We start from the raw sequence: 24,305 nt of genomic DNA, 5'->3' as shown, positions 1-24,305 counted from the left end.
TTCGTCACGCGCCGGTCTTGAGCCGGCGCAAGGCTTCTTCGATGTCGGCCGCGCTGAGGTCCCGGTGGGTGACGAACCGGACCCGGCCCGACACCGCGACCGAGCGGATCCCCAGCGAGTCGAGCCAGGTCTGCGCGGCCAGGCTGTCGGGCACCTCGGCGAGGACGATGTTGGTGTCCGGCTCGCTCGCCGGCCAGCCGTATTCGCGCAGGCCCTCGGCCAGCCGCCGGGCGTTCTCGTGCGATTCGGCCAGCTCGGGGACGCGGTCCAGCGCGACCAGGCAGGCCGCGGCCAGGATGCCGCCCTGCCGGACGCCGCCGCCGAGCATCTGCCGCATCCGGCGGGCTTCCTGGACGAACGCCGCGCTGCCCGCGACGACCGAGCCGACCGGCGCGCCGAGGCCCTTGCTGAAGCAGGCCGACACGCTGTCGACGCCGACGGTGAGCGCGGCCGGCGGCACCTCGAGGGCGACGGCGGCGTGCCAGATCCGGGCGCCGTCGAGGTGCACGGTCAGGCCGGCCTCCTTGGCGACGGACAGCAGCTGGGCGTGCTCGTCGGGCGGGGTCACCGCGCCGCCGGCGGCGTTGTGCGTGTTCTCGAGGCAGAGCAGCGAGGTCCGCAGGGGGAAGTACGGCGCGGGCCGCCCGATCGCGGCCGCGAGGCCGTCGGGCGAGGGGCGGCCGGGGCCGCCGTCGTGTTCGACCGGCTCGGGCATGCCGCCGGCCAGCCACGCCGCCGACCCCAGCTCGTTGGCCAGCACGTGCGCGCCGCGCGTGGCGAGGAAGCGGTCGCCGCGACGCAGGTGGAGGCTCAGCGCGACGAGGTTGGCCATGGTCCCGCTGGGTACCCAGAGGGCGGACGGCATGCCCAGGACGTGCGCGGCCCGCTCCTCCAGCTCCGCGATCGTCGGGTCGTGGTCGAGGACGTTGTCGCCGACCTCCGCGGACGCCATCGCCGCCCGCATCGTGTCATCCGGCCGGGTGACGGTGTCGGAGCGGAAATCCAGCGGCGGCAGCGTGAAGGTCACGGAGCGATCACATCACACCGACGTCGAGGGGATCAATGTGCCCTTGAGTGGTCGAACCCGCTCGGTCCGTGCAACCGTGGACGCCCCTGATTCCGTCCTCCCGGGCGAACGACAACAGAGCGGAGCACGACTGCGCGTGGACCAGCGCGACGAGCAGGAGTTCGCGGAGTACTTCGCCGCCAGGCGGGACGCCGTGCGCCGGACCGCGTACATGCTCTGTGGCGACTGGCACCGGGCGGACGACCTCGCGCAGACGGCGTTCGTCGCACTGCACCGGAGGTGGAAGAAGATCAGGGATCGCGCGGCGACCGACGCGTACGTCCGCAAGACACTCGTCCGGGCGTCGATCGACGAATCACGGCGTCCGTGGCGACGCGAGTGGCAGACCGAGACGCTGCCGGAGCCCGTCGACGACACGCCTGGCCTCGACGACCTCGTCGCGACCAGGGAAGACCTGCTCGCGGCGCTGAAAGAAGTGCCGCCCAAGCAGCGGGCGGTGCTGGTCATGCGGTTCTTCGAAGGACTCGACGTGACCAGCGCGGCACTGGAGCTGGGCTGCAGCGAAGGCAACGTGAAGAGCCAGACCGCGCGCGGGCTGGCGAACCTGAAGCAGGTCCTGGAACGGGAGGTGGAGACCAATGGATGAGCCGGAGCTGCGCTCGCTGTTCTCCGCCGCGCCGGGCGACGCGCCCGAGCCGACGTTCTCCCAGGACGACGTCGTCCGCGAATCCCGCCGCCAGACCGTGCGCCACCGCAACCGGATCACCGCCGGGGTGAGCGCCGCGGTGTTGGTCGTCGCCGGGTTCGGGGCGTACGGCGTGCTCTCCGGAAGCACTCCGGAGTCGCTGACCGCGGCCAAGGACAACGCCGCGTCCTCGGATTCGGGACTGGGCTCCGCACAACCCGGGGACGGCCCGATGCGTCCTCAGGTCGGTGGGGAGTCACCGAACTTCCCGTCTCCGGTACCTCAGCAGGGGGGTACCACGGACGGGAGGACCGGCCAGCTGGCCGAAGGCGCCTCCGGGTGCGAACAGGTGGACAGGGAGCTCGCCATCGCCCTCGCTGGCGAGCTCCCTGTCCACGTCTCCGACACCCAGGCCGTCCCGGGTGGTGCCTGTTCGACGGCGGCGCGGTCCGCCGGGTTCCCGGTCGCGGGCGGCGAGATCGCCGCGGCGGTGTACCCGAAGGGCATCCCGGTGGCCCGCAAGTTCCAGCCCGCCGGCACCGTGACCGCGCAGGTGGGCACGGCGTCCGGGGGCGCGCTGGTGCTGGTCAGCGTGCCTTCCGCCGGGGCGGCGGCGCCGCTCGCGGGGCAGGTCGAGCAGTTCGCGCACCATCTCGCGCCCCGCTTCTGAACCTGGCACGACCCGGTTGGCAGAATGACCGGCCATGACCGCTGCGACCACCCCCAAAGGGGAGCGACGGCGCGCCGCGCTCGTCGAGGCCGCCGCGAAACTGCTCGTCGAGGGCGGGTTCGACGCCGTCCGGCACCGGGCGGTCGCCGAACGGGCCGGCCTGCCGCTCGCGTCGACGACGTACTACTTCAAATCCCTGGAAGACCTGGTCACGGCGGCCGTCGAGCACCACTCGAAGGCCGAGCTGGCGACCGGCCGCCGCCGGCTGGAGGAGCTCGCGACCCGCAACCGCGGCGTGCAGGCGACCGTCGAGCTGGTGCTGGAGATGCTGCTGGGCCCGGCGAGCGGTGACGCCGACGCCGACGCCGAAGCCGTGCTCCTGCGGTACGAGCGGCTGGTCGCGACCGGCCGCCGTCCCTACCTGCGGCCGTTGATGCGGACGCTGTCGGCCCAGCTCAACGAGCTGCTGACGGAGATCTTCGCCCGCTCGGGCACGCCCGTCACGGAGGCCGAGCTGGACCGGCTGGTGGCACTGGTCGACGGCGCGGTCGTCAACGCGCTGATCGCGATCGACCCGGCCCCGCGCGCGGCGGCGGCCCGGATGCTGCGCGGGGCCCTCGAAAGTCCGTGAATGGCACATTGAGGGACTTAGAGTCCCTCAATGTGCCATTCACGGACTTTCACGACCGGGTGCGCTGAGCCTTTTCGAGGTCCTCGCGGGACTTGGCGACCAGGGTGAGCATCGCCTGCTCGGCCGCCGCGGGGTCACGGGCGACGATCGCGTCGAACACCTTCCGGTGGCTCGGCACCGGGTCCTCCGCCGTCGGATCGCCGTGTACCAGCTTGTCGCGCTCGGCCAGGCCGATCGCGATGACCCGTTCCATCCGCACCAGGAAGTTGTTGTGGGTGGCGGCCATCAGCCGCCGGTGGAAGGCGAGGTCGGCCTGGACGCAGGCTTCGGGGTCGTCGCCCGCGGCGGCCATGTCGGACAGCGCTTCCCGCAGCGCCTCGACGTCCTCGCCGGACGCGCGGTCGGCGGCGATCCGCGCGGCGGCGGGCTCCACGACCGCACGGACCTCGGTGAGCTCGTCGAGCAGCCCCGGATCCTCGGCGGCCGCGGTCTGCCAGCGCATGACGTCGGCGTCGAGCATGTTCCACTTCTCGCGCGGCTGGACGAACGTGCCGCGCTTCTGCCGCGCGTCGATCATCCCCTTCGCGGCCAGCACCTTCAGCGCCTCGCGCAGCGCGGTCAGGCTGATGTCGAGTTCTTCGCGCAGCGCGGGCAGGTCCAGGACGGTGCCTTCGCCCCATTCGTCGGAGAGGATCCGGCTGGCCAGTGCCTCCACGGTCTGGCCGTGCAAGCCGCGTGGCCGGTGTTCGGTCAAGGGAACGCCCTCTCAGCTGGCAGGTGGGGAGAATCCTACGGTCAGGGCAGGGAAACCGGGAGCACGAACGTCGGCGACCCCGTCGGGTGGTACCGCAGCTCCGCGTCGCCCGACGCGGTCAGGGTGAACGCCGTGATCGCGTCCTCCGACTGGGCCGCGACGTAACAGGTCCCGTCGACCAGGGCGAAGTGCCGGGGATTCGCGCCGCACGGCTGGTCCGCCACCGCGGCCGTGTCGTCCAGGGCGAACTCCGTGACACAGTCCGGGCCGCGGTTCGACACGTACAGGCGCTCGCCGGTCAGCTCGAGGTGGGCCACCAGGTTCGGGCCCGGAGACGGCGAAAGCGTCGAAACCGTCGAGGAAACCACCGAGAACGCACCCGGCGAGGTCTCCCGGACTGTCACGACCGTCCCGGCCAGCTCCCCGGCGACGTACGCCAGATCCGTGCCCGGGCGGCGCACCAGCTGGCGCGGGCCGGTGCCCAGCGGCAGCGAAGACACCGCCAGCGGCTCCAGCGAACCCGACGAAGACAGCGTGTAGCTGCGGATCTCGTCGGTGCCGAGGTCGACCGCGCTCACGACGGAACCGTCCGGCGACGGCACCGCCATGTGGACGTGCGCGGCCTCCTGGCGGTCGGAAACCGGGCCGCTGCCGCTGTGCTGGACCAGCGCCGTCCGGGCGCCGAGCGCACCCGAAGGCGACAGGGAGAACACCGCCAGGCTGCCCCCGGTGTAGTTGGCGCACAGCAGGAACCGGCCGTCCGGCGTCACCGCCAGGTGGCACGGGTGCGCGCCGCCCGTCTCGGCCGAGCCCAGCACCGACAGCACACCGGAGGAGGAGAAGGACAACGCCGTCACCGCGCCCGGAGCCGTCTCGTTCGCCGCGTACAGCACCGGCAACGACGGGTGGCGCACGAGCCACGACGGGGACTCCAGGGCCAGCGCCGAGATCTCCGTCAGCTCGCCCGTAGGCGAACGCGAGAGCGTCGTGATCCCGGTGCCTTTCCCCGCGTCGCCCGTGTAGCACCCGACGAAGACCAGTTCAGCCATGCGCGCTCCTCAACAGCGTCTCGACCCGGGCCCCCGGCCGGTAGCCAGCGTGGCAGGTCCCCGGGGCCGTTATATTTTCGGATTTAATTTGGCGACGGTCGAGGCGACACGGCATGCTGGTCCTGGCTGACGACGTCCGAGAGGAGACGGCGATGTCCGCGCGTACGGCCGTGGTGACGGGAGCGGCGTCGGGGATCGGAGCGGCGACCGCGGCGAAGCTGCTCGACGACGGCTACCGCGTCCTCGGCGTGGACATCGCCGAACTCCCCGGCGGTGTCACGCCGATCCGGGGCTCGGTGAGCGACGAAGCGACGTGGGCGAACATCGGAGAGGTGGACGCCCTGGTCAGCAACGCCTACGCGCCCAGCACCGGGCCGCTGCACGAGATCGGCCTCGCCGAGTGGCAGCGCCAGCTCGACGTCAACCTGACCGGCAGCTACCTCGCCGTCCGGGCCTGCCTGCCGTCGCTGCGGGCCCGAGGTGGCGCGATCGTGCTGGTCTCGTCGGTGCACGCGCACTTCGGCCTGCCGGGCCACCCCGCGTACGCCGCGAGCAAGGGCGCGCTGGTCGCGCTGGCCCGGCAGCTGGCCGTCGAATACGCCCCCGCCGTCCGGGTCAACTCCGTGCTGCCGGGGCCGGTGCTGACCGAGGCCTGGAAACACATCTCGCGCCAGGACCGCGAACGCAGCGCCCGGGCGACGCCGGCCGGCCGGCTCGGCAAGCCGGAGGAGGTGGCGAACGTGATCGCCTTCCTGCTTTCGGACGCGGCGTCGTTCGTCACCGGCGCCGAACTGACCGTCGACGGCGGCTGGTCCGCCGCCAAGGATTCCGCGTAGATGGGGACACGGGTGAAGATCACCGGCATCGAAACTTTTCTGGTCGCGCCGCGCTGGCTGTTCCTCAAGGTCAGCACCGACGAGGGGATCAGCGGCTGGGGCGAGCCCGTGGTCGAGGGCCGCGCGGGGACCGTCCGCGCGGCCGTGCACGAGCTGTCCGAGCTGCTGATCGGGCAGGACCCGCTGCGCATCGAGGACCACTGGCAGGTCCTGCGCCGCGGCGGGTTCTACCGCGGTGGCCCGGTGCTGTCGAGCGCGTTGTCCGGCTTCGACCAGGCGCTGTGGGACATCGCCGGGAAGGTGCGCGACGCGCCGGTGCACGAGCTGCTCGGCGGCCCGGTCCGCGACCGCGTCCGGGTCTACAGCTGGGTCGGCGGCGACCGGCCCGCCGGCATCCGCGAAGCCGTGGCCGCGCAGGTCGAGGCGGGGTTCACGGCGGTGAAGATGAACGTCGCCGGCCCGATGCTCGCGATCGCGTCGCCCGCGGAAGCCGACGCCGCGGTGGCGCGGGCGTGGGAGGCGCGGGAGGTGCTCGGCCCGCACCGCGACCTCGCGATCGACTTCCACGGCCGCGTCTCACCCGCGATGGCGCGCCGGCTGGTGCGCCTCCTCGAAGACGTCCAGCCGATGTTCGTCGAGGAACCGGTGCTGCCGGAGACGCAGGGTGACGCGCTGCGCTCGGTCGTCGAGGCGTCCACGGTGCCGATCGCGCTCGGCGAGCGGCTCTTCTCGCGCTGGGAGTTCAAGCCGGTGCTCGACGCCGGCGTCGCGGTGGTCCAGCCGGACCCGTCGCACGCGGGCGGGATTTCCGAGCTGCGGCGGATCGGCGCCCTCGCCGAGATGTACGGCGCTTCGCTGGCGCCGCACTGCCCGCTCGGCCCGATCTCCTTGGCCGCGTCGCTGCAGGTCGCGTTCGCGACGCCGAACTTCCTGATCCAGGAACAGAGTGCGGGCATGCACTACCACGAAGGACGGGAGCACAGCTACCTCGCCGACCCGTCGATCTTCGCCTTCCGCGACGGTTACGCGGCCCGCCCGCTCGGGCCCGGCCTCGGCATCGAGATCGACGAGGCCGCCGTCCGCCGGGCCGACGAGGCCGGGCACGCGTGGCGGTCGCCGGTGTGGCGTCACGAAGACGGCGGCTTCGCGGAATGGTGAAAGCGCTTCACAGCAGCGGAATTTCTGGGACCATGCCTGATGCCCTTCACCGTCAGAACCCTGACTGCCGCGGTGTTCGCGCTGGTCGTCTCCGCCGCGCTGCCCGTCACGGCGCACGCGCAGGACACCCCGGCGCCGGAATGCCCGGCGAACCTCGACTGCCGGTTCGTGCCGGCGGGGTACGACTGGTCCAGTGCCGACCACAGCGACCCGAACAACTACGGCAACTACGATCCCGCGAACCGGCCGGCTGACGGCCAGAAGATCCAGTACATCGTCATCCACGACACCGAAAGCTTGCCGAGCAGCACCGCGAGCCCGTACGACCAGGCCATCGGGTCGTTCCGGAACCCGGCGAGCGGGGCCAGTTCGCACTACGTGATCCGCTCGTCCGACGGGCAGGTCACGCAGATGGTGCCGACCAAGGACGTCGCCTGGCACGCCGGCAACTGGACGATGAACGAGCATTCGATCGGCATCGAGCACGAAGGCATCGCGGCCCAGGGCGGCACCTGGTACACCGAGCAGATGTACCGCGCCTCCGCGGCGCTGGTGAAGTACCTGGCGGCGAAGTACCACATCCCGCTGGACCGCAAGCACATCCTGGGCCACGAAGACATCTCGCGGGAACGCACGAAGAACTTCGTGGCCGCGCACTGGGACCCGGGCCCCTACTGGGACTGGGCGCACTACATGGACCTGCTCGGCGCGCCGATCAAGGCCACCGGTGCCGCGGACAGCCAGGTCGTCACGATCAACCCGGACTACGCGGCGAACCAGCCCCCGATGACGACCTGTGACGCGGCCGGGACGTGCACGCCGCTGCCGTCGCACGGCGCGAACTTCGTCTACCTGCGTACCGCGCCCGACGAGACCGCGCCGCTGATCACCGACCCGGTGAACCACCCGGACGGCTCGCCCGGCACGACCGCGATCGACGACTGGAGCGACAAGGCGGTCGCCGGCCGTTCCTACGCGCTCGCCGGGCAGCAGGGTGACTGGACGGCGATCTGGTACGGCGGGCAGAAGGCTTGGTTCAGCAACCCGGGTCACCGCGCGACGCGGCCCGCCTGCGGCCTGCTGCTGACCGCTCCCGACGGCGTCGCCTCGGTTCCGCTCTACGGGCGCGCCTACCCCGAGCAGTCCGAGTACCCGGCGGCGATCCCGTTCGACCCGATCTGGACGGTCGCGCCGATCCCGTGGACGCTGCCCGCCGGCCAGAGCTACCTCGCGACGGGCTCGTTCCGGGCGGAGAACTACTACGCGCGGTTCGACCCGGCCGGCGTGCCCGCGAACCACACGCTCGTCCTCGGCGGTGAGACGTACTTCCAGATCTCGTACAACCACCGCGTCGTCTACGTGAAGGCGTCCGACGTCAAGGCACTGCCCTACGAGTCCTGACCGGGGTGCGGTGGCGGCCCGTGCCCCGGGCCGTCACCGCGCTGACCTGCGCAGGTATCGTGAGGGCGTGACGGACAAGCCCCGCATTCCGAACGTGCTCGCTGCCCGCTACGCCTCGGCGGAGCTGGTCTCGCTCTGGTCGCCGGAATACAAGGTCGTCCTGGAACGGCAGCTCTGGCTCGCCGTCCTCAAGGCACAGAAAGACCTCGGCGTCGAGGTGCCCGACGGCGTGATCGAGGCCTACGAGCAGGTGCTTGACGACGTGCGGCTGGAGTCGATCGCCGCCCGGGAGCGCGTCACCCGTCACGACGTCAAGGCCCGCATCGAGGAGTTCAGCGACCTCGCCGGGCAGGAGCACATCCACAAGGGCATGACCTCGCGCGACCTCACCGAGAACGTCGAGCAGCTCCAGCTGCTCCGCTCGCTGGAGCTCGTGCGGTCCCGCGTCGCGGCCGTGCTGGCCCGGCTGGCCGCCCTCGCCGTCGAGCACGCCGACACCGTCATGACCGGGCGCTCGCACAACGTCGCCGCCCAGGCCACCACCCTCGGCAAGCGGTTCGCCACGGCGGCCGACGAGCTCCTTGTCGCCTTCGAGCGGCTCGACAACCTGATCGACCGCTACCCGCTGCGCGGCATCAAGGGCCCGGTCGGCACCGCGCAGGACATGCTCGACCTGCTCGGTGACGAGTCCACTTTGGACCAGCTCGAAGAGCGTGTCATGCGGCACCTCGGGTTCGGCCGCCGGTTCGTCAGCGTCGGCCAGGTGTACCCGCGCTCGCTCGACTTCGACGTGCTGTCCACTGTGGTCCAGCTCGCCGCGGCGCCGTCCAGCGTGGCCAAGACCATCCGGCTGATGGCCGGCCACGAGCTAGTCACCGAGGGCTTCAAGCCGGGTCAGGTCGGCTCGTCCGCCATGCCGCACAAGATGAACACCCGCTCGTGCGAGCGCGTCAACGGCCTCGCCGTCGTGCTCCGCGGCTACCTGTCGATGATCGGCGAGCTGGCCGGCGACCAGTGGAACGAGGGCGACGTCTCCGACTCGGTCGTCCGCCGCGTCGCGCTGCCGGACGCGTTCTTCGCCCTCGACGGCCTGCTGGAGACGTTCCTCACGGTGCTCACCGAGTTCGGCGCCTTCCCGGCGGTGATCGAGCGTGAGCTTGATCGCTACCTGCCGTTCCTCACCACGACGAAGGTGCTCATGGCGTCCGTCCGCGCGGGGGTCGGACGTGAGACGGCCCACGAAGCCATCAAGGAGAACGCCGTCGCCGTCGCGCTGGAGATGCGGGAAGGCCGCGCCGAGAACGACCTCCTCGACCGCTTCGCCGCCGACGAGCGCATCCCGCTCGACCGCGGTGAGCTGGACAAACTCCTCGCGGACCGGATTTCCTTCACCGGCACCGCCGGTCGTCAGGTCGCCCAGGTGGCCGAGCGTGTCGCGCAGGTTCTCGAGCGGTTCCCCGAGGCGGCGGGCTACGCGCCGCAGCCGATCCTGTGAGCTGACGCACCCGTCCACGGACTGGAACGAATCCACACGAACGGGCGAAATCCCTAATCTCGATCGCTGAAACCGGAGCGTCAGGACGTTTACCCAGTGACCTGACGTGCTTTCCGCGCGCCCCGGCGCGCCAACCTCGGGAAGAAGCGATGAGATCCACGCTGTCGAAGATCGCCGCGGCCGTCGCCGCGAGTGCGCTGACCCTGACCCTCGCCGCGTGCGGCGGGCAGGGCTCCTCGTCGGCCGCGGGCCAGACCCTGCGCGTCGGCACCCTGAGCGACGCCCCGCCGTCGATCTACCTGGAGAACGGCCGCTTCACCGGCTACGACAACGAGCTGCTGCGCGACATCGCCAAGCGTGAGGGCTTCGAGGTCGAGTTCGTCGGCACGGAGTTCGCCGGGCTCCTGGCCGGCGTCGCGAACGGGAAGTTCGACATCGGCAGCTCGACGATCTCCAGCACCGAGGCACGCAAGAAGACGGTCGCCTTCTCCAACGGCTACAACACCGGCTTCACCACCGTCGTCACGGCGAAGGGCGCGAACCTCAAGGACGTCGCCGCGTTGTCGGGCAAGCGCCTCGGCGTGGTCCAGGGCTCGGTGCAGGACGAGTTCGCGGGCAAGGTCGCCGGCGCCCAGGTCGTCCGCTTTCCCGACTACAACGCGGGCTTCGCGCAGCTGAAGAACGGCACCCTCGACGGGTGGGTCGTGCCGCAGGACATCGGCCGGAAGTACCTGGACCAGAACCCGGCGGTCCCGCTGGAGCTCGGGTACACGATCGAGGACAAGGACACGCCGTCCGCGTTCGCCGTCGCCAAGAAGAACACGGACCTGCTGAACAAGCTCAACGACGGCTTGGCGAAGGCGGTCGCGGACGGCACAGTCGCCCGGATCTACGCGCAGTTCTACAAGAACACGCCGTTGTCCAAGGAGCTTCAGCAGGGCGGCCCCGGCCTGCTGGTGAAGAACGTGGGTGTGTGACGTGAAGAAGCTGATCGTCACGGTGCTGGCCGCGGTTCTCACGCTCACCGCGTGCGGTGGCGGTTCGGACAGCGCTTCCCCGGTGTTGCGGGTGGGGACGCTGAGCGACGCGCCGCCGAACATCTTCCTCAAGGACGGCAACTACACCGGCTTCGACAACGAGCTGCTCAAAGCCATCGCGGCCAAGCGGAACCTGAAGCTGGAGTTCGCCGCGACCGACTTCTCCGCGCTGCTCGGACAGGTCGCGTCGGGCCGTTACGACATCGCCAGCTCGGCGATCGCGCAGACCGACGAGCGCAAGAAGACGGTCGGCTTCTCGGCGGCCTACGACTTCGAGACCATGAGCGTCCAGGCCAAGCAGGGCACGCCGGTCACCGACGAGAAGGGACTGGCGGGCAAGCGGGTCGCGGTCATCCAGGCGACCGTCGGCGACCACTGGCTGACCGGCACGGTCCCTGCCGCGCAGGCCGTGCGGTTCCCCGACTACGCCGCCGCGCTGACCGCGTTGAAGAGCGGTGCTGTCGACGCGTACATCCTGGACCAGAGCATCGCCGAGAAGAACGTCACCGACAACCCGGACGCCAAGCTCGTCGTCGTGAAGAGCTTCGTCACCGACGTGCCGCACGGTTTCGCCGTGAAGAAGGGCAACGCCGACCTGCTGCGCAAGATCGACGACGGGCTCAAGCAGGTGATCGCCGACGGAACCTGGCTTAAGCTGCACCAGCAGTTCCTGCCGACCACTCCGGTGCCGGCCGGGTTCCGAGGTTAGGAGAAGCATGAAGAAGACACTGGTCACGGCGATAGCGGCGACGCTGCTCGCGGCCTTGACGGCGTGTGGCGGCGGCTCCGACAGCGGCGGCGGGAAAACGCTGCGCGTCGGCACGCTCAGCGACTCCAAGCCGAACGCCTACCAGGAAAACGGCACCTTCACCGGCTTCGACAACGAACTGCTGAAGGCCATCGCGGCGAAGGAGAACCTGAAGCTCGAGTTCGTCGCGACCGACTTCTCCGCGCTGCTCGGCCAGGTCGCGAACGGCACCTTCGACATCGGCAGCTCGGCGATCTCCCAGACCGAAGCCCGCAAGAAGACGGTCGACTTCTCGGCGCCGTACAACTACCAGGCCCTCGGCATCGAAGCGAAGGAAACGGCCGGCATCACCGACGAGAACTCGTTGGCGGGCAAGCGGATCGGCGTCGTTCAGGGCACCGTGTCCGACAGCTGGCTCGGCTCGAACGCGCCGACCGCGCAGGCCGTCCGGTTCCCGAACGACGCGGCCGCGCTCGCGGCGCTGAAGACCGGCGCGGTCGACGGCGCGGTGTTCGACCAGGCCACCGCCGATGACTACGCGAAGAACAACCCGGACGCGAAGCTCAAGGTGACCAAGGCGATCGCCACGACGATTCCGCACGGGTTCGCGTTCAAGAAGGGCAACACGGAGCTGATCGGCAAGATCAACGACGGCCTGAAGAAGGTCATCGCGGACGGCACCTGGGTCAAGGTGCACGACCAGTTCGAGCCCAACGCGCCGGTGCCTGCCGAGTTCAAGGCGGGGCAGTAGTCCACAATGGACCAATTTTTCGACACCTTCCTCAACTGGGAGTACATCTGGCAGGTCTTTCCCGACCTGCTGAAAACCGGCCTGCTCAACACGCTGATCCTGGCGGTCACGTCCGCGCTGATCGGCACCGTGCTCGGCATGGTGGTGGCGGTGATGGGCCTGTCCACCAAGATCTGGCTGCGCTGGCCGGCGCGGGTGTACACCGACATCTTCCGCGGGCTGCCGGCGATCCTGACCATCCTCGTGATCGGCCAGGGTCTCGGCACGCTCGCGCGGGACGTCGTGGGCACCAACCCGTACCCGCTGGGCATCCTGGCGCTGAGCCTGATCGCGGCCGCCTACATCGGCGAGATCTTCCGGTCCGGCATCCAGAGCATCGACAAAGGACAGCTGGAGGCCAGCCGCGCGCTGGGGATGAGCTACAGCAAGGCGATGCTGCTGGTGATCATCCCGCAGGGCGTGCGGCGGGTGCTGCCGGCGCTGGTGAACCAGTTCATCGCGCTGATCAAGGACTCCAGCCTGGTGTACTTCCTGGGCCTGCTGTCCGAGCAGCGTGAGCTGTTCCGCATCGGGCAGGACCTCGCGGCCAACACGGGCAACCTTTCGCCGCTGGTGGCCGCCGGGTTCGTGTACCTGGTGATCACGGTGCCGCTGACGCACCTGGTGAACTACATCGACAAGAAGCTCCGGACCGGCCGCAAGGTGCGCGTCGACGAACCGGGCGAGGACGAGCTGGACCTGGTGGCCGGCGGGAAGGTCGTCTCGTGACGACAGCGGTGCGTTCGTCCAGTGTGGAACTGCGGGACATCCACGTCAGCTTCGGCACGCTGGAAGTCCTGCGCGGCGTGGACCTCCGCGTGGCGAGCGGCAAGACGACCTGCGTGATCGGCCCGTCCGGCTCGGGCAAGTCGACGTTGCTCCGGTGCGTGAACCGCCTGCAGGAACCGGATTCCGGCGACCTCCTCCTCGACGGCGAGTCCGTGATCCGGTCCGACCCGGACGCACTGCGCCAGCGGGTGGGCATGGTGTTCCAGCACTTCAACCTCTTCGGGCACCGGAGCGTGCTGGACAACATCGTGCTGCCGCTGCGCAGCGTGAAGAAGCTGGGCAAGGAGGAGGCGGTGGAGATCGCCCGGGCCCACCTCGCCGAGGTCGGCCTGGCGGACAAGGCACCGTACCGGCCGAGCGCGTTGTCCGGCGGTCAGCAGCAGCGCGTGGCCATCGCCCGGGCGCTGGCGATGGACCCCGAGGTGATGCTGTTCGACGAGGCCACCAGCGCACTGGACCCCGAGCTGGTCAAGGGGGTGCTGAACCTGATGGCGGGCCTGGCCGAACGCGGGCTGACGCTGATCGTGGTGACGCACGAGATGGGCTTCGCCCGCAGTGTGGCCGACGAGGTGGCGTTCATGGACGCGGGCCGCATCGTGGAGCAGGGCCAGCCGGCCCGGATCTTCGACGAGCCCCAGAGCCCGCGCCTGCAGCGCTTCCTGTCCCAGGTGCTCTAGGTCCGGCCCCACCCGTCCCCGGCAGGGTTCCGGCAATGTCGCGCCCGGTTCGCGGGTCGGCGGCTCGCCGGAGGTCCTGAATGACTCATTCAAGACACCGCGGCAGCGGTGGCTGCCACCCACGCCGGCGAGCGGACAGGCGCTGCCGGAGCCTTGGCGCACCCCGGACGGGCGTCACCTTCGGCATGAAGGGAGCCGTACTCCGAGCGGGTCAGGTCGCGGTCGGCGACGAGGTGATCGTGCACTCCTGGGCCGGCCCGAGCCCGAGCACGGCCGCCGCCGAGCCGCCGTTGACCGCGACCGCGAGCCGTCCCGCCGAATCCGTGTAGAGCACGCTGGCCCCCGCGGGCACGTCGGCGAACGTCCGCCCGATCACCGTCGTCACGGCCACCCGCTCGCTGTGCACCGACACCGCGCCGGACAGGCCCGACAGCTCCAGGTCCACCGGGGTCGCGGCGAGCTGGACGTTGCCGAAGTGGTCGACCGTCAGCACCTCCGACACCAGCTTCCCGGGAAACGCCGCCACGAACGGCTCCGGCATCGCGACCAGGTCGTCGACCGGGTCGCCGAAGTCGGACGGCGGCACCCCCAGCGCGAGGTGCGCGGCCGCGGGCGCGAAGACGTCCCGGCCGTGGAAGGTCGCCGACGTCGTCGGCAGCCGCAGCGACGGCTCCGCCAGCTCGTACGCCGCCCGGACCCCGCCCAGCGCCTGCGCGGCCGGCAGCAGGAGGCCGTTGTCCGGTCCGACCAGAAGCCCGTCCCCGGCGACGACGACCACGCCGAGCCGGGTCGTGCCGACACCCGGGTCGACCACGGCGACGTGCACCGCCTCCGGCAGGAAGGGGACCGTCTGGGCCAGCGCCATCGCGCCGTGCCGGATGTCCTGAGGTGGGACTTCGTGGGTCACGTCGATCACCCGCACGGCGGGGGCGAGCCGCGCGATCACGCCGCGGCAGGCCGCCACGAAGCCGTCGCGCAGCCCGTAGTCGGTGGTCACCGAGATCCAGTCGTACGCCATGCCAGCATCATCCATCGTGGCGGAGGGTGCCCGTTATGGTTCGGTGCGTGACACCCCTCCCCACACTCCGGAGGCTCGCCTCCGCGAAGGTCCGTGACCTGTACGAAGTGGGCGACGACCACCTGCTGATCGTCGCCTCCGACCGCATTTCGGCCTTCGAGAGCGTTTTCCCCAACCCCGTCCCGGACAAGGGCCGGGTGCTCACCGCGATGAGCGCGTTCTGGTTCGGCGAGCTCGCCGACGTCCTGCCGAACCACCTGGTGGCCTGCGACGGGCCGCTCGTGCCCGACGCCGTCCGCGGCCGGGCGCTGCTGGTCGAGCGGCTCGACATGCTGCCGGTGGAGGCGATCGTCCGCGGCTGCCTCACCGGCCGCGGGTACGCGGACTACCGCCGCTCCGGCGAGGTGTGCGGGCTGGCGCTGCCGCTCGGGCTGGCCGAGTCGGCCCGGCTGCCCGAGCCGATCTTCACACCGTCCACCAAGGCGCGACCCGGCGAAAAGGACGAGAACATCGACTTCGGCACGTGCGTGTCGGTACTCGGCCGCGCGCTCGCCGAGGAGGTCCGCGAGGCGTCGCTGGAGCTGTACCGCCGGGGTGCCGCGCGGGCCGCGGAGCAGGGCCTGCTGCTGGCCGACACGAAGTTCGAGTTCGGCACCGACGCGGCCGGCCGGCTCGTGCTCGCGGACGAGCTGCTGACGCCGGATTCGGCACGCTACTGGCTCGCCGACGGCTACGAGCCCGGCGTCGGGCGGCCGTCGTTCGACAAGCAGCACGTGCGTGACTGGCTGGTCGGCCCGGAGTCCGGGTGGGACTGCGTGTCGGCACTGCCGGCGTTGCCACCCGAAGTGGTGACGGCCACGCGCGACCGGTACATCGAGGCGTATCACCGCATCACCGGGCTTTCGCTGGCAGACTGGCCTCGTGATCCTGCTGATCTGCGGCAGCCTGCGAGCCGGCTCGGGCAATGCGGCGGTGCTGGGGACCGTCGCGACCCTCACCGCGAGCAAGACGTACACCGGTCTCGCCGGCCTCCCGCACTTCAACCCCGATGACGACCGCGACCCGCTGCACCCCGCTGTCGCCTCGCTGCGGGCGGCGATCAAGGAAGCCGACGCGGTGATGATCTGCACGCCCGAGTACGCGGGCGGGCTGCCGGGTTCGTTCAAGAACCTCCTCGACTGGACGGTCGGCGGCGGCGAGATGTACGGCAAGCCGGTGGCGTGGATCAACGCGTCGTCGATCGCGGCCCCGACCGGCGGCCGGGACGCGCACGACTCGCTGCGCAAGGTGCTGACGTACGCGGGCGCGAAGATCGTCGAGGAGGCGTGCGTGAAGATCCCGATCTCGCGGGCGGACGTCGCCGACGGCCAGGTCGCCGACCCCGATCTGCGTGGTCGGATCGCTGTCGCCGTGAAGCGCCTGCGTGAGGGTGTCTGACCCTTCCGGCAACGGTCGTCTGCCTGTTCTGCGCAGTTCATGACGACGTCAGGCGCGTGCGTCCCAATGGTGGCGTGGACGCTCACTTGCTGGTTTCGCTGTCGGGAATCACCCCGCGCACGCTGCACCGGTGCGCCGATCTCGCGGCCGAGCTCGACCGCCGCAAGGTGCCGCTCTCGGTGCTGTACACCGCCCGCACCGGCGAAGGCCCGGTGACGGAGTGGGTGCGCACCCGCGCCCGCGGCGGTGATTCCGTGCTGCTGCACGGGTACGACCACACCGTCACGCCCACCCATCGCACGGTCTACCTGGGCAAGAAGGCGGAGTTCGCGACGCTGCCGGCGCACGAGGCCCGGCTGCGGCTGATCGCGGCGAAGGCCGCTCTCGACAACGCCGGTCTCGCCGTCGACGGCTTCGCGCCGCCGCGGTGGGTCGTGTCCCAGGGCACGCTGCAGGCGCTGGCCGAGCACGGTTTCCGGCTGTGCGCGGACCTCGGCGCGGTGCGGGACCTCGTCACCGGCGAGGTGCGCCGCGCCCGCGTCCAGGAGTTCACCAGCCAGTCGCACCGCACGGAGACGGTGCGCTGCTTCACGCTGGTGCTGGCGGCCGCGCGCGCGGCTCCCCCGGGCGGGCTGGTCCGGCTGGGGGCGGATGCCACGGACCTCACCCGCCCCGGCCTCCGCCAGGCTCTGCTCGACGCGGTCGATGTCGCTCTCGAGAACCGCGCGTTCGGCGCGACCTACGGCTCGCTGCGCACCGTGACGGCTTAGAACTTCGCCGGTTCGCCCCGCTCGAGCACCTTGAGCTCGGTGCCTTCGGGCGCGAGGTTGCCGAACAGGCCGTAGTGCATGGCCGGGTTGGCGAGCACGGCTTCGTGGATCGGCACGGCGACCCGCGGCGCGACGGCCCGCAGGTAGTCCACGGCCTCCCCGGCCTTGAGCCACGGCGCCCCGGTGGGCAGGCCGAGCACGTCGATCTTCTGCTCGGGCACGAAGAACGAGTCGCCGGGGTGGAAGAACGCGCCGTCGTCGAAGACGTAGCCGATGTTCGGGATGACCGGGATGTCGGCGTGGATGACGGCGTGCTCTCCGCCGACGGCCTTGATCGAGGTGTCCCCGACGGCGAAGGCGTCCCCGACGTTGGCGACGTCGAACGGCAGGCCCAGCTTCTCGATTTCGGACGCGGAACCGGGATCGGCGATCAGCTTGGCGCCCGGGTTGGCTTCGAGGACCTTCGGCAGCCGCTCGACGTCCAGGTGGTCGAAGTGCTGGTGCGTGATCAGCACGGCCGACAGCTCGCGTTCACCCTCGAAGCCGGTGGAAAACACGCCGGGATCGATCAGGATCCGCTCGGAGCCGGTCTCCAGCAGCACGCAGGCGTGTCCGAAATGGACGATACGCATCGATGGTTCTCCTTCACGGGTAGTCGATTCCAGCCTACTGTGCCGATCGTTACTAATCCGACCACAGTCACGGCCGAATGGCTTCGTAGCTACGGTTACGTGCCGCGTGGGGGTCGGCCTACTTTTGGTCGGATTAGTAACCCCGGTTCGTCAGAGTTGGCCGGTGAGCAACACGTCGCCCAGGTCCGTGCGCCGGTACAGCACCTGGTGTCCTCGGCGCTCCGAAGCGAGCAACCCGGCCCCGCGCAACGCTGTCAGGTGCGCCGAAACCGTCGCCGGGGCCAAGCCGTGCCGCCGCGCCAGGTCGGTCGTCGCCGCGGGAGCGTCGAGTGCCGTCAGCAGCAGGGCCCGCGTCCGGCCGAGGATCTCGGCCAGCGGTTCCGGGGGCACCGCGGAAGACGTCCACAGCGAAGCCACGCCCCGAGCCGGGTAGAGCAGGGAGATCTGCCACGGCGGCACCGTCACCACGCCGACGTTCGGCCACGCGAAGACCGCCGGGATCAGCAGCAACCCGCGCGAATCGATCGAAAGCCGTTCCCGCGACCGGATGTCGACCAGCAACGACGTCCCCGAAAGCCGGACCCGCGGGTGCAGCCCGGCCAGCATCGCCGCGATGCCGCCCGAACCCAGCTGCCGCGTCCGGTACGCGATGTCCGCCGCGAGCAGTTCGCGCAGGCGAGGCCATTCCGGTGCCAGCAGGGCGTGCCACACCTGCTCGAGCTGGCCGGCGAGGAGGTCGCGCGCGGTCGCCGGGTCGGCGGGCAGGCCGGACAGGTCCGCGTCCACCATGCCCAGCTCCAACGCGACCTGCGCGGACGGCGTCGCGCGGACCACCCGCAGCTGCGCTTCGGCGGTCGTTTCCGGGTCGTCGGGCGGCGGGCTCAGGAACTCGGTGATGTAGTGCCGCGCGCTCAGCACCGCGGCCAGCTCGGGAACGTCGGGGACGGCCACGCCGGACGCCCACGGCAGGTTCGCCGGGTGGCCGCGGACGCCGAGCAGCGTCTGGACGGCGCCCAGTACCTCTTCGAGGGGCGAGATCGCGAAGCGGACGCGTTGCGCGCCGGCCGCCGTGAGGATCAGCTCGATCATCGACATTCGCTCCTCTCCGAATCAGTGTGCCGCACGACGACGCCGAGCCAGCGTGTGCGCATGTCGTTGTTCACCCATCGCGCCTACTGGCGCTGGTCGGCCGCCGTCCAGCTCACCCGGCTCCCGTCGTTCATGGCGCCGCTCGCGTTCACCCTGCTGACCACCGCCACGACCGGGTCGTACCGGCTGGGCGGCGTCCTGATGTCCGTCTACGTCGCCGCCGAAATGGTCTGCGCGGTCCCGGTCGGCCGGCTGCTCGACCGGGCCGGCCCGTCGCGTGGGCTGCCGGTGCTGCTGCTCCTGACCGCCGCCGGGTTCGGCGTCCTGGCCGCCGCGGCCGCGGCCGGCGCACCCAGTGCCGTGCTGCTCGCGCTCGTCCTGCTGCCCGGCATCGCGGGCGGCGCGCTGTCGGGCGGCTTCCGGACGCTGCTCGCGGACACGGTCGACGACGCGCTCCTGCCGCGGGCGATCTCCGTCGACGCGATGATCCTCGAAGGTGTCCTCGTCGGCGGCCCGGTGCTGGTCGCGCTGCTCGACGTCGCCGGCACGTTCGTCCCGGTCACGGCCATGGCCGTCGCTTACGTGGCCGCCGCCGCGCTCGTCCCGCGCCGCGCGGCTCCGCACGACGGGGTGGAATCCGAAGCCGGCGCGGCGCCCGCCCGGCTCGTCGCCTACCTGCCCTGGCTGTGCTGCGCCTTCACCATCGGGCTGCTGACGTCGACGATCGAGGTCGCGCCGCTGCCGCTGGTCCAGCGCCTCGGCGCGCCCGAGACGGCCGCGCCGCTGGTGATCGCCGTGCTGTGCGGGGCGAGCTTCGCCGGCAGCGCGGTCTACGCGTGGCGCGGCAAAACCGGTGACCCGCGGCTGTTCCTCGCCGGGTTCGTCGCCGGCGGGCTCACCCTCGCCGCCGACCTCGGCTGGGCCGGCCTGCTCGGATCGGTGGCCGTGATCGGCGCGTGTGGCGGGCCGCTGGTCGCCGCGACCTCGGTCAACCTCCAGCGTCTGCTGCCGAAGAACCGCAGGTCAGCGGGGTTCTCTCTGAGTTTCACCGTGCAGTCGTGCGGCTTCGGGCTCGGTTCGCTGGCGGTCGGCGTGCTGCCGTTGTGGCTCGCGCCCTTGTTCGGTGTCTTTGCCGCGGCGGTCGCCGGTGCAATGCTGGTGGCGAAGCCCGCACGAGCTATTGGCACGATGTCAGTAAGGTCGTAACCTGGGCAGACCCTAGACCTCACAGGAGACGCCGATGACCGCCGTCCAGCCGAAGCCGACGTCGGTCGGCGAGACCTTCGACTCGCTCAGCCCGGCGACCGACGAGGTGGTCGGAACCTACCCGATCCACACCGCGGACGACGTCCAGGCGGCCGTCGAACGGGCGCGCGTCGCGGCGGAGTGGTGGGCGGACCTCGGGTTCGCCGGACGCGCGGAGCGGCTCAAGAGCTGGAAGGGCGTGCTGACGCGGCGGCTGCCGCAGCTGTGCCAGGTGGTGCGCGACGAGACGGGCAAGCCGATCGTCGACGCGCAGCTCGAGAGCGTCCTGGCCATCGAGCACATCGCCTGGGCGGGCAAGCACGCGAAGAAGATCCTCGGCAAGCAGAAGCGGTCCGCCGGCCTGCTGATGTCGAACCAGGCGGCCACGGTCGAGTACCAGCCGCTGGGCGTGGTCGGCGTGATCGGCCCGTGGAACTACCCGGTGTTCACGCCGCTCGGCTCGATCGCGTACGCGCTCGCGGCGGGCAACGCCGTGGTGTTCAAGCCGAGCGAGTACACCCCCGGCGTCGGGAAGTGGCTGGTCGACGCGTTCGCCGAGATCGTGCCGGAGCAGCCGGTGCTGCAGCTGATCACGGGCTTCGGCGAGACGGGCGCGGCACTGGTCGGCGCGGGTGTCGACAAGATCGCGTTCACCGGTTCGACGGCCACCGGCAAGCGGATCATGGCCGCGGCGGCCGAGACGCTCACCCCGGTCGTCATCGAGGCGGGCGGCAAGGACCCGGTGCTCGTCGACGCGGACGCCGACCTCGACGCCGCCGCCGACGCCACGGTGTGGGGCGCGTTCTCCAACTCCGGCCAGACCTGCATCGGCGTCGAGCGGGTGTACGTCCACGAGAAGGTCCACGACGAGTTCGTGGCGAAGGTCGTCGAGAAGTCGAAGGACGTGCGCGCGGGCTCGGACGAGGCCGCGCAGTACGGGCCGGTGACGATGCCGTCCCAGCTGGGCGTGATCAAGCGCCACATCCAGGACGCACTCGCCCGCGGCGGCAAGGCGGTCCTCGGCGGCGAGGACGCGGTCGGCGACCGCTACGTCCAGCCGACGGTGCTGGTGGACGTCCCGGAGGACTCCGAGGCGGTGACGGAGGAGACGTTCGGCCCGACGGTGACGATCGCGAAGGTCCGCGACATGGACGAGGCGGTCGAGAAGGCGAACAGCACGAAGTACGGCCTCGGCTCGACGGTCTTTTCGAAGGCCCGCGGCGTCGAGCTGGCGGAAAAGCTGCGCACGGGCATGACTGCGATCAACGCGCCGCTGTCGTTCGCGGGCATCGCGTCGCTGCCGTTCGGCGGCGTCGGCGACTCGGGCTTCGGCCGCATCCACGGCCCGGAGGGCCTGCGCGAGTTCGCCCGCACGAAGGCGATCGCCCGCCAGCGCTTCACGGCCCCGCTGACGCTGACGTCGTTCAGCCGCAAGCCGTCGACGGACGCCCTGGTCGCCAAGCTGGTGACCATCCTCCACGGCAAGCGGTGACGCGATCCGGGGTTGTGGACAGCTCAGGTCCGCAACCCCGGAACTGTCGGTGCCCGCCGCCAGACTGGATACCGGGGGCCGCGGCCCGCCCTCACCGCCCCCGAATCAGATCGGCGGCCTTCTCGGCGACCATGATCGTCGGTGCGTTCGTGTTGCCGCGCGGCACAACCGGCATCACCGACGCGTCGACCACACGCAGCCCCTCCACGCCCTGCACCCGCAGCTGAGGGTCGACCACCGAACCGATCGCGCACGTCCCCACCGGGTGGTACAGCGTCTGCGTGTGCTCGCGGACGTGCTCGGCCAGTTCGGCGTCGCTGAGGTCGTGGCGCGCCGGCAGGAACGGCTTGTCGAGGAACCGTGTGAGCGGCCCCGACTTCCCGATCTCGATCAGCGCCCGCAGCCCGGCGATCATCGTGTCCATGTCACGGGAATCCGCGTAGTACGCCGGGTCGATTTCCGGTTTCCACAGCGGGTTCGCCGACTTCAGCCGCAGCCGGCCACGGCTCGCGACGTCCACCACGGTCGCCGCCGACGTGAACCCGGAGACGGTCGGCTCGCGCAGGCCGTTGTCGTAGAACAACGTCGGCGCGACGTGGATCTGCATGTCCGGCCCGGCCAGGCCGTCCGTGGTCGGGTAGAACGCGCCCGCTTCGCCGATGTTGGACGTCAGCGGCCCGCGCTTGGTCAGCTGGTAGCGGATCAGGCCGCGCGGCGTGGCCGCGTCGACCAGGTCGGTCGTCCCGCGCGTGGACCAGATGATCCCGCAGGCCGGGTGGTCGTGCAGGTTCTCGCCGACGCCGGGCAGCGCGGCGACGACGTCGATGCCGTGCTCGCGCAGGTGCTCGGCGGGGCCGACGCCGGAGACCATCAGCAGCTGCGGTGAGTTGACCGCGCCGCCGCTCAGGACGACCTCGGCCGACGCGCGCGCGGTCCGCTCGACGCCGCTGTCCAAATAGGACACTCCGACGGCGCGGGTGCCCTCGAAGACGACGCGGGTGGCGGGCGCGCAGGTCTTCACGGTGAGGTTCGGCCGGTCGAGGACCGGGCGCAGGTAGGCGTCGGCGGTGGACCACCGGCGCCCCTTCTTGCAGGTCACCTGGTAGACGCCGGCGCCTTCCTGGCTCTCGCCGTTGAAGTCGTCGGTGCGCTTGAGTCCCCACGAGACGGCGGAGTCGACCCAGGCGCTCGACAGCTCGTGGGTGAACCGGCGGTCCTCGACGTTGAGCGGGCCGTCCGTGCCGTGCAGCGGCCCGCCTAGCCGCTGGTTGCCCTCGGCCCGCTTGAAGTACGGGAGGACGTCGTCCCAGCCCCAGCCTTCGGCGCCGTGCTGATCGCGCCAACCGTCGTAGTCGGCGCGGTTGCCGCGGATGTAGATCATCGCGTTGATCGACGAGCAGCCGCCGAGCATCTTGCCGCGCGGCCAGTACGCCGGCTTGCCCGTGTGCTTCTGCTCGACGGTCTCGTAGTTCCAGTCCCACTTGGTCTTGAACAGTGACGAGAAGGCAGCCGGGATGTGGATCTCGTCCGCGGTGTCCTCCGCGCCCGCCTCGAGCAGCAGGACCTGGGCCGCCGGATCCTCGGTCAGCCGGTTCGCCAGCACGCAGCCCGCGCTGCCCGCGCCGACGATGACGTAGTCGTAGGACTCCTGGACGGCCACGGTGCCTCCTGTTGGCGAGATGTCAACGACTCATCATGGCGCAGCGCCGCGCCGTCGGCCAGTCTAGGTTCCCGGTGGGCCCCGCCAGGGGGGTGAGCGGGTGAACTATGCTCGCGGAGTACCCACGACCTGCGTGAATAAGGAGCAGCCTGCCGTGGCCCGAGTCGTCGTCGACGTCATGCCGAAGCCCGAAATCCTCGACCCGCAGGGACAGGCCGCGCTCGGCGCCGCCGGCCGCCTGGGGTTCACCGGGATCACCGAAATCCGCCAGGGCAAGCACTTCGAGATCGAGGTCGACGACACGGTCGACGACGCGACGCTGGAGAAGATCGCCGAAGGCTTCCTCGCGAACCCGGTCATCGAGCAGTGGACCATCAAGCGGGTCGGCGCGTGAGCGCCCGGATCGGCGTCATCACCTTCCCGGGCACGCTGGACGACGTCGACGCGGCCCGCGCGGTCCGCTACGCCGGCGGCGAGGCCGTGTCGCTCTGGCACGCCGACGAGAACCTGCGCGAAGTCGACGCGGTCGTCGTCCCGGGTGGCTTCTCCTACGGCGACTACCTGCGTGCGGGCGTGATCGCCCGGTTCGCGCCGATCATGACGCCGGTGATCGAGGCGGCTCGCGCGGGCATGCCGGTGCTCGGCATCTGCAACGGGTTCCAGATCCTGTGCGAGGCCGGCCTGCTGCCGGGCGCGATGATCCGCAACCAGGGCCTGCACTTCATCTGCCGCGACCAGTGGCTGCGGGTGGAGAACACCTCGACGCCGTGGACGACGCGGTACGACGAGGGCGCGGAAATCCTCATCCCGATGAAGAACATCGACGGGTGCTACATGGCCGAGCAGTCCACTTTGGACGCTTTGGAGGCCGAGGGGCGCGTCGTGTTCCGGTACGTCGGGAGCAACCCGAACGGGTCGCGGAACGACATCGCCGGGATCCGCAGCGAGAACGGCCGGGTGGTTGGCCTGATGCCGCACCCGGAGCACGCGATCGACGCGCTGACGGGCCCGTCGGACGACGGTTTGGGCATGTTCTTCAGCGCGGTGGACGCGCTGGTGAAGGCCTGAGGGCGGGCCTCGCCCCCCGGTAGCCATTTTACCTGGGCCCACCGACAGTTCCGGGGCTGTGGACGCACGTTGTCCACAGCCCCGGACTGCGACTTCGCCTCGCCGGCCCCGGCCGCGTGTCGACCCTCCAATCACGCGTGTCGACCT

At 70.8% G+C, this 24,305-nt stretch carries 26 protein-coding genes; 19 read left to right on the top strand and 7 right to left on the bottom strand.

Translation table 11 applies throughout. From position 1 onward, the window contains the following. Positions 1–4: 4 nt before the first annotated feature. Complete coding sequence (locus A3CE_RS0122015; protein ID WP_020642276.1) at positions 5–1,027, bottom strand: threonine aldolase family protein; 1,023 nt, start codon at positions 1,025–1,027, stop codon at positions 5–7. Between the two features lie 136 nt (positions 1,028–1,163). Here A3CE_RS0122015 and A3CE_RS0122010 point away from each other — a divergent pair, with 136 nt between their 5' ends. The 3 genes from A3CE_RS0122010 to A3CE_RS0122000 are packed head-to-tail and all read left to right on the top strand — an operon-like array spanning position 1,164 to position 3,013. After that, positions 1,164–1,673 (top strand): SigE family RNA polymerase sigma factor, encoded by a 510-nt coding sequence (locus A3CE_RS0122010; RefSeq protein WP_020642275.1) that lies wholly within the window; start codon positions 1,164–1,166, stop codon positions 1,671–1,673. Continuing rightward, entirely contained in the window at positions 1,666–2,382 is a 717-nt protein-coding gene (locus A3CE_RS0122005; protein WP_020642274.1) for a hypothetical protein, read from the top strand. The genes A3CE_RS0122010 and A3CE_RS0122005 overlap by 8 nt, the downstream gene beginning before the upstream one ends. Before the next feature lie 34 nt (positions 2,383–2,416). Continuing rightward, a complete protein-coding gene (locus tag A3CE_RS0122000) occupies positions 2,417–3,013 on the top strand; it encodes a TetR/AcrR family transcriptional regulator (protein WP_020642273.1) in 597 nt (198 codons plus the stop codon). Between the two features lie 49 nt (positions 3,014–3,062). On the opposite strand, the gene A3CE_RS0121995 is transcribed toward A3CE_RS0122000, so the two are convergent. Both A3CE_RS0121995 and A3CE_RS0121990 read right to left on the bottom strand, forming a co-directional pair. Beyond that, on the bottom strand, positions 3,063–3,767 hold the full coding sequence (locus A3CE_RS0121995) for a FadR/GntR family transcriptional regulator (protein ID WP_020642272.1): 705 nt from the start codon (positions 3,765–3,767) through the stop codon (positions 3,063–3,065). 41 nt (positions 3,768–3,808) lie between these two features. Next, on the bottom strand, positions 3,809–4,816 hold the full coding sequence (locus A3CE_RS0121990; protein ID WP_020642271.1) for a lactonase family protein: 1,008 nt from the start codon (positions 4,814–4,816) through the stop codon (positions 3,809–3,811). Between the two features lie 152 nt (positions 4,817–4,968). Between A3CE_RS0121990 and A3CE_RS0121985 the strand changes: the two genes are divergently transcribed. From A3CE_RS0121985 to A3CE_RS0121945, 9 genes are all read left to right on the top strand, one after another. Further along, positions 4,969–5,652, top strand: a complete 684-nt coding sequence (locus tag A3CE_RS0121985) for an SDR family NAD(P)-dependent oxidoreductase (RefSeq protein WP_026468733.1) — start codon at positions 4,969–4,971, stop codon at positions 5,650–5,652. Positions 5,653–5,664: 12 nt separating this feature from the next. Next, positions 5,665–6,810, top strand: coding sequence for a galactonate dehydratase (dgoD, locus tag A3CE_RS0121980; protein WP_026468732.1), 1,146 nt, complete (start codon positions 5,665–5,667; stop codon positions 6,808–6,810). A 39-nt stretch (positions 6,811–6,849) separates the two neighbouring features. Continuing rightward, positions 6,850–8,211: an N-acetylmuramoyl-L-alanine amidase gene (locus A3CE_RS0121975; protein WP_020642268.1), complete on the top strand. Its 1,362-nt coding sequence runs from the start codon at positions 6,850–6,852 to the stop codon at positions 8,209–8,211. Positions 8,212–8,278: 67 nt separating this feature from the next. Next, a complete protein-coding gene (purB, locus tag A3CE_RS0121970; RefSeq protein ID WP_020642267.1) occupies positions 8,279–9,706 on the top strand; it encodes an adenylosuccinate lyase in 1,428 nt (475 codons plus the stop codon). A gap of 149 nt (positions 9,707–9,855) precedes the next feature. Continuing rightward, positions 9,856–10,683, top strand: a complete 828-nt coding sequence (locus A3CE_RS0121965; protein WP_020642266.1) for a substrate-binding periplasmic protein — start codon at positions 9,856–9,858, stop codon at positions 10,681–10,683. A gap of 1 nt (position 10,684) precedes the next feature. Beyond that, positions 10,685–11,452, top strand: coding sequence for an ABC transporter substrate-binding protein (locus tag A3CE_RS0121960; RefSeq protein WP_020642265.1), 768 nt, complete (start codon positions 10,685–10,687; stop codon positions 11,450–11,452). Between the two features lie 7 nt (positions 11,453–11,459). Next, positions 11,460–12,242: an ABC transporter substrate-binding protein gene (locus A3CE_RS0121955; RefSeq protein ID WP_020642264.1), complete on the top strand. Its 783-nt coding sequence runs from the start codon at positions 11,460–11,462 to the stop codon at positions 12,240–12,242. Between the two features lie 6 nt (positions 12,243–12,248). Continuing rightward, complete coding sequence (locus tag A3CE_RS0121950) at positions 12,249–13,010, top strand: amino acid ABC transporter permease (protein ID WP_020642263.1); 762 nt, start codon at positions 12,249–12,251, stop codon at positions 13,008–13,010. Beyond that, on the top strand, positions 13,007–13,747 hold the full coding sequence (locus A3CE_RS0121945) for an amino acid ABC transporter ATP-binding protein (RefSeq protein WP_020642262.1): 741 nt from the start codon (positions 13,007–13,009) through the stop codon (positions 13,745–13,747). The genes A3CE_RS0121950 and A3CE_RS0121945 overlap by 4 nt, the downstream gene beginning before the upstream one ends. Positions 13,748–13,958: 211 nt before the next feature. On the opposite strand, the gene A3CE_RS0121940 is transcribed toward A3CE_RS0121945, so the two are convergent. Next, positions 13,959–14,765 (bottom strand): SAM hydrolase/SAM-dependent halogenase family protein, encoded by an 807-nt coding sequence (locus A3CE_RS0121940; protein WP_020642261.1) that lies wholly within the window; start codon positions 14,763–14,765, stop codon positions 13,959–13,961. 47 nt (positions 14,766–14,812) lie between these two features. Here A3CE_RS0121940 and A3CE_RS0121935 point away from each other — a divergent pair, with 47 nt between their 5' ends. The 3 genes from A3CE_RS0121935 to A3CE_RS0121925 all read left to right on the top strand — a co-directional run bounded on the left by A3CE_RS0121935 (position 14,813) and on the right by A3CE_RS0121925 (position 16,972). Beyond that, on the top strand, positions 14,813–15,817 hold the full coding sequence (locus tag A3CE_RS0121935; protein ID WP_020642260.1) for a phosphoribosylaminoimidazolesuccinocarboxamide synthase: 1,005 nt from the start codon (positions 14,813–14,815) through the stop codon (positions 15,815–15,817). Continuing rightward, positions 15,738–16,202, top strand: a complete 465-nt coding sequence (locus tag A3CE_RS0121930) for an NADPH-dependent FMN reductase (protein ID WP_020642259.1) — start codon at positions 15,738–15,740, stop codon at positions 16,200–16,202. The genes A3CE_RS0121935 and A3CE_RS0121930 overlap by 80 nt, the downstream gene beginning before the upstream one ends. A 74-nt stretch (positions 16,203–16,276) precedes the next feature. Next, positions 16,277–16,972 carry a DUF2334 domain-containing protein gene (locus tag A3CE_RS0121925; RefSeq protein WP_020642258.1) on the top strand — a complete coding sequence of 232 codons (696 nt, stop codon included), beginning with the start codon at positions 16,277–16,279 and terminating at the stop codon, positions 16,970–16,972. Here A3CE_RS0121925 and A3CE_RS0121920 read toward each other — a convergent pair. Together A3CE_RS0121920 and A3CE_RS0121915 are read right to left on the bottom strand one after the other, a co-directional pair. Beyond that, a complete protein-coding gene (locus tag A3CE_RS0121920) occupies positions 16,969–17,604 on the bottom strand; it encodes an MBL fold metallo-hydrolase (RefSeq protein ID WP_020642257.1) in 636 nt (211 codons plus the stop codon). The two genes, A3CE_RS0121925 and A3CE_RS0121920, sit on opposite strands and share 4 nt — an antisense overlap. Positions 17,605–17,754: 150 nt before the next feature. Then, complete coding sequence (locus A3CE_RS0121915; RefSeq protein ID WP_026468730.1) at positions 17,755–18,693, bottom strand: ArsR/SmtB family transcription factor; 939 nt, start codon at positions 18,691–18,693, stop codon at positions 17,755–17,757. Between the two features lie 60 nt (positions 18,694–18,753). Here A3CE_RS0121915 and A3CE_RS0121910 point away from each other — a divergent pair, with 60 nt between their 5' ends. Together A3CE_RS0121910 and A3CE_RS0121905 are read left to right on the top strand one after the other, a co-directional pair. Next, the gene (locus A3CE_RS0121910; protein ID WP_020642255.1) at positions 18,754–19,899 is read left to right on the top strand and encodes an MFS transporter; all 1,146 of its coding nucleotides are present in this window, start codon (positions 18,754–18,756) and stop codon (positions 19,897–19,899) included. Positions 19,900–19,933: 34 nt separating this feature from the next. Further along, positions 19,934–21,430: an aldehyde dehydrogenase family protein gene (locus A3CE_RS0121905; RefSeq protein WP_020642254.1), complete on the top strand. Its 1,497-nt coding sequence runs from the start codon at positions 19,934–19,936 to the stop codon at positions 21,428–21,430. A gap of 91 nt (positions 21,431–21,521) precedes the next feature. Here the strand turns inward: A3CE_RS0121905 and A3CE_RS0121900 are convergent, their stop codons facing one another. Continuing rightward, complete coding sequence (locus A3CE_RS0121900) at positions 21,522–23,090, bottom strand: GMC family oxidoreductase (protein WP_020642253.1); 1,569 nt, start codon at positions 23,088–23,090, stop codon at positions 21,522–21,524. Between the two features lie 154 nt (positions 23,091–23,244). Between A3CE_RS0121900 and purS the strand changes: the two genes are divergently transcribed. Together purS and purQ are read left to right on the top strand one after the other, a co-directional pair. Continuing rightward, entirely contained in the window at positions 23,245–23,484 is a 240-nt protein-coding gene (gene purS, locus A3CE_RS0121895; RefSeq protein ID WP_020642252.1) for a phosphoribosylformylglycinamidine synthase subunit PurS, read from the top strand. Next, entirely contained in the window at positions 23,481–24,158 is a 678-nt protein-coding gene (gene purQ / locus A3CE_RS0121890; RefSeq protein ID WP_020642251.1) for a phosphoribosylformylglycinamidine synthase subunit PurQ, read from the top strand. Before purS ends, purQ begins: the two co-directional genes overlap by 4 nt. The last annotated feature ends 147 nt before the right edge of the window (positions 24,159–24,305 follow it).

The organism is Amycolatopsis balhimycina FH 1894, assembly GCF_000384295.1.
GTDB lineage: Bacteria > Actinomycetota > Actinomycetes > Mycobacteriales > Pseudonocardiaceae > Amycolatopsis > Amycolatopsis balhimycina.
The sequence above is the reverse complement of the archived record's forward strand: the minus strand, read 5'-3'. Positions and strand labels throughout refer to the sequence as shown.

What these genes read in the sequence shown, in the direction of transcription:
- A3CE_RS0122005 (WP_020642274.1), top strand. Translation starts at nt 1,666, where the DNA reads ATGGATGAGCCGGAGCTGCGCTCGCTGTTCTCCGCCGCGCCGGGCGAC.
- A3CE_RS0122000 (WP_020642273.1), top strand. Translation starts at nt 2,417, where the DNA reads ATGACCGCTGCGACCACCCCCAAAGGGGAGCGACGGCGCGCCGCGCTC.
- A3CE_RS0121990 (WP_020642271.1), bottom strand. Translation starts at nt 4,816, where the DNA reads ATGGCTGAACTGGTCTTCGTCGGGTGCTACACGGGCGACGCGGGGAAA.
- A3CE_RS0121985 (WP_026468733.1), top strand. Translation starts at nt 4,969, where the DNA reads ATGTCCGCGCGTACGGCCGTGGTGACGGGAGCGGCGTCGGGGATCGGA.
- A3CE_RS0121975 (WP_020642268.1), top strand. Translation starts at nt 6,850, where the DNA reads ATGCCCTTCACCGTCAGAACCCTGACTGCCGCGGTGTTCGCGCTGGTC.
- A3CE_RS0121965 (WP_020642266.1), top strand. Translation starts at nt 9,856, where the DNA reads ATGAGATCCACGCTGTCGAAGATCGCCGCGGCCGTCGCCGCGAGTGCG.
- A3CE_RS0121955 (WP_020642264.1), top strand. Translation starts at nt 11,460, where the DNA reads ATGAAGAAGACACTGGTCACGGCGATAGCGGCGACGCTGCTCGCGGCC.
- A3CE_RS0121950 (WP_020642263.1), top strand. Translation starts at nt 12,249, where the DNA reads ATGGACCAATTTTTCGACACCTTCCTCAACTGGGAGTACATCTGGCAG.
- A3CE_RS0121940 (WP_020642261.1), bottom strand. Translation starts at nt 14,765, where the DNA reads ATGGCGTACGACTGGATCTCGGTGACCACCGACTACGGGCTGCGCGAC.
- A3CE_RS0121920 (WP_020642257.1), bottom strand. Translation starts at nt 17,604, where the DNA reads ATGCGTATCGTCCATTTCGGACACGCCTGCGTGCTGCTGGAGACCGGC.
- A3CE_RS0121915 (WP_026468730.1), bottom strand. Translation starts at nt 18,693, where the DNA reads ATGATCGAGCTGATCCTCACGGCGGCCGGCGCGCAACGCGTCCGCTTC.
- A3CE_RS0121910 (WP_020642255.1), top strand. Translation starts at nt 18,754, where the DNA reads ATGTCGTTGTTCACCCATCGCGCCTACTGGCGCTGGTCGGCCGCCGTC.
- A3CE_RS0121905 (WP_020642254.1), top strand. Translation starts at nt 19,934, where the DNA reads ATGACCGCCGTCCAGCCGAAGCCGACGTCGGTCGGCGAGACCTTCGAC.